The 1,069-nt window shown below is 42.2% G+C and carries 2 protein-coding genes; one reads left to right on the top strand and one right to left on the bottom strand.

What is annotated here, in order from left to right:
* Window positions 1–381 (bottom strand): hypothetical protein (locus QQK21_RS15795; protein ID WP_284193149.1); only part of this gene is annotated, 381 nt, incomplete at its 3' end.
* A gap of 327 nt (window positions 382–708) precedes the next feature.
* Here QQK21_RS15795 and QQK21_RS15790 point away from each other — a divergent pair.
* Window positions 709–1,023 (top strand): hypothetical protein, encoded by a 315-nt coding sequence (locus QQK21_RS15790; RefSeq protein WP_284193148.1) that lies wholly within the window; start codon window positions 709–711, stop codon window positions 1,021–1,023.
* Window positions 1,024–1,069: the final 46 nt, after the last annotated feature.

Below are 1,069 nucleotides of genomic sequence, written 5' to 3'. Positions count from 1 at the left end.
CTTGGCCTGTTTAAGCTCTGTGATTAAATCGCGCTGAATATCAATGTTTTGCTCATTGTATCCTTGCTCAATAAAGGTTTTGGCTTGCTCGTATTTGTCTTGCCACGCTTGCCATACCGGCTCTAACAGGTCGGCACTGGTGCTCCGTCTTTTTTCGAGTACTTGCGGCACATTCAGCTCTTCTATGGTGGCGGAGGGTTCCGACTCATTGCCAATCGGCCACCCTGGAGTCTGCGGGCTCTCATGCGTTGCACGTCCAGCCGCCGCACGATTGGTTTCAATCGATGTCAGGCCAGAGCCGGCATAAAGAAGGGGAGTCGCATCTAGAGAAGGGGTATTTAAAACGTTGTAAGGCACAAGCACTTTGGAGTCGTTAGGCACAGGGATTATCCTTAATGAGCAATTGAGAAAACCGTCAAAAGATAACCAATCAAAACGATGATAGAGCGTATAAAATGCGCAAGTAACAAATTGGCGATAGGTAATATTTGCCAAATAAATAACTTACTGGGTAGAAGCGATTTTTCGTAATAACAACGTCTAGATGAATAACACCTGATCTGGTTTGACCAATAAATTATATTTATCCTTCGTTGATAATTATTAGAATAAAAACGTTACTTTTATAAAATACACGGCGACCTGAACTTAAAACCATCGCGCATCATACTTTATTGCAAGCCAGTCAAATCAGTAGTAGGCATTTTAATGAATATAAGAACGTTATCTTATCTAGTCGTCTTTTTGGCATCTTCATCTGCTTTAGCAGAGACTACCTTTGTCATTGATGCAGGCAGCTCGGGGGCTCGGCTATTTGAATATCAATATCACCACGATACGTCATCAAATTCCGGATTACCTGTGATTGATGAAGAAGTCAAACACAGAAACATTAAAGGTGGCGTACACACTATCAAAGAAGCAAACTTAGATACTTATCTCGATAGCCTGTTTGAAGAAACCAAAACCATTCCAGATCACCTATATTTTTATTCTACCGCTGGGATGTGCGTATTTCGGTGATTGCGATCGCTCGTTTCGGTTTATTCCGATCACTTGATCCTGCCGT

Origin of the sequence: Vibrio zhanjiangensis (assembly GCF_030161235.1) — a bacterium.
Taxonomy (GTDB): domain Bacteria; phylum Pseudomonadota; class Gammaproteobacteria; order Enterobacterales; family Vibrionaceae; genus Vibrio; species Vibrio zhanjiangensis.
This window is presented reverse-complemented; position numbering and strand designations above follow the sequence as displayed.